We start from the raw sequence: 1,613 nt of genomic DNA on the forward strand, positions 1-1,613 counted from the left end.
AAACAATTCGCAGAAACAGTTACTTTTAAAGTGACTGACACATCTGTAGAAATCCAAAATCGGCGCGAAATAATCTGCCGGATGGGACATCATTTAATTTGCCGGACAACAGTTATGTTATACGTGCCGCCCGTGACGGTCAGCTCATCCTTTGACGTGATGCCATTGTCAGTCGAGCTGATTGTGAGCGTCCCTTTCCCGTTCAGCGTCAGATCGGACTTTGAGAAGATCACGGCATCTGTCTTGACATCGTTCTCTGTATCTTCCGTAAATGTCCCGGACACCGTGAGTGAGTTCTCGCTGCCCTCCGCCGTCGTGACAAAGCACTTGTCCGCATCCAGCACATAGATGACCGGAGACGACGTATTGGTTACTGTCACATTGTCCAGGATGAGCTGCACCTTGGCTTCCGGTGCATTGACCAGAACCGTGCAGTCTGATCCAGTCCCCTTGAGAATGTACGTTCCTTCCTCTGTGATGGACAGGGTCTGTCCGCCTGCCACCTCGATTGTCTGTGCGTCTGTCGTGTCCGGGCTCTGCTCCATGTCACGATCTGAATACCACTCATCGCTGGACGAATTTTCCTCTCCGGCCGCTCCATCTGCCGCATCAGCAGCTTTGGATGTTTCTGAATCGGCTGTACTTTCTGATGCTGCCGTCGTCTCTGACGCGTTTGAAGAATTGGCGGCATAGGCTGTCAGCATGATGGACAGTCCAAGGACAGCTGCCGGGAAAAGTGCTCTGAAAAATTTGTTCTTCATGGTTTGGTCCTCTCTTTCTATCTGGTGAACAACAGGTTCCGTATCAGCCTGATTGATTCAGTTTGAACTGATAGGGCTGTTATAGAGGATCAACCTTAAGTCAAATTAAAAGGAGAAATGTTGCACATGTTGTCAAGTTTAATACGCAAGATCGTGCGGAATAAGAGTAAAGAAAAACCGGACATAACGCCCGGTTTTTTGTTTTTGAGGTTTCAAACTGGAACCTCAAAGTATTTTGATGCCTTATTTAGTGTATTTTTGAAAATCCTCCGATATACCTGAAACCAGCTTTTGCTATGATATTCTTTTCAGGCACATACGGGTTGTCCCAGTATCTTTCATCTCGTCAAAAATCTTCGTTCCGTCGATACTTGTGTTTTTCAGCATTTTTATGATTTTGTTCATAGTTTTATCTATATCTATCTTTCATCCATATGTACCCTATGTCAAATCTACAGAGGTCCGGGACAGCTATTCACCAGTTATCCATATTCTCCTGTGTTGCTGCCTTGCAGTAGTCACCGTTCTCATCGTTATCAGATTCAGAGTCAGTTGGGCTCCCCCTTTTTGGGTTCAGTGGTCGTAGTGCAGTTTCCGAGATAGACCGCCGCAAAGGAATCCGAACATTCGATCAGGCTCATGCCGTCAAAGCCCGTCGCGCAAAAATGATTGCATATGTTTCACATCCGCATTACAATGAAATCAGGAGGTGATTTTATGTCCAAGACCGCAAATATTAACGGCTGAGTTGTAATCCGAGACGCCAGTTTGTAAGGCGAGATGCTTGTTTGTAAATTGAAAACTGCATATTTGTAAACGAAACGCCAATTTTGTACACCAGATGCCAGATTT

The 1,613-nt window shown here is 45.8% G+C and carries 1 protein-coding gene; it reads right to left on the reverse strand.

Features of this window, described 5'->3' with window-relative positions; all coding sequences use genetic code 11:
• Nucleotides 1–89: 89 nt before the first annotated feature.
• Nucleotides 90–761, reverse strand: a complete 672-nt coding sequence (locus ACTQ1N_RS12590) for a carbohydrate-binding domain-containing protein (protein ID WP_441956998.1) — start codon at nt 759–761, stop codon at nt 90–92.
• Nucleotides 762–1,613 lie beyond the last annotated feature (852 nt).

Origin of the sequence: Porcincola sp. LCP21S3_C12, from assembly GCF_052118625.1 — a bacterium.
Taxonomy (GTDB): Bacteria; Bacillota; Clostridia; order Lachnospirales; family Lachnospiraceae; genus Porcincola.

Coding starts and splice junctions, on each gene's coding strand:
- ACTQ1N_RS12590 (WP_441956998.1), bottom strand. CDS start 761: ATGAAGAACAAATTTTTCAGAGCACTTTTCCCGGCAGCTGTCCTTGGA.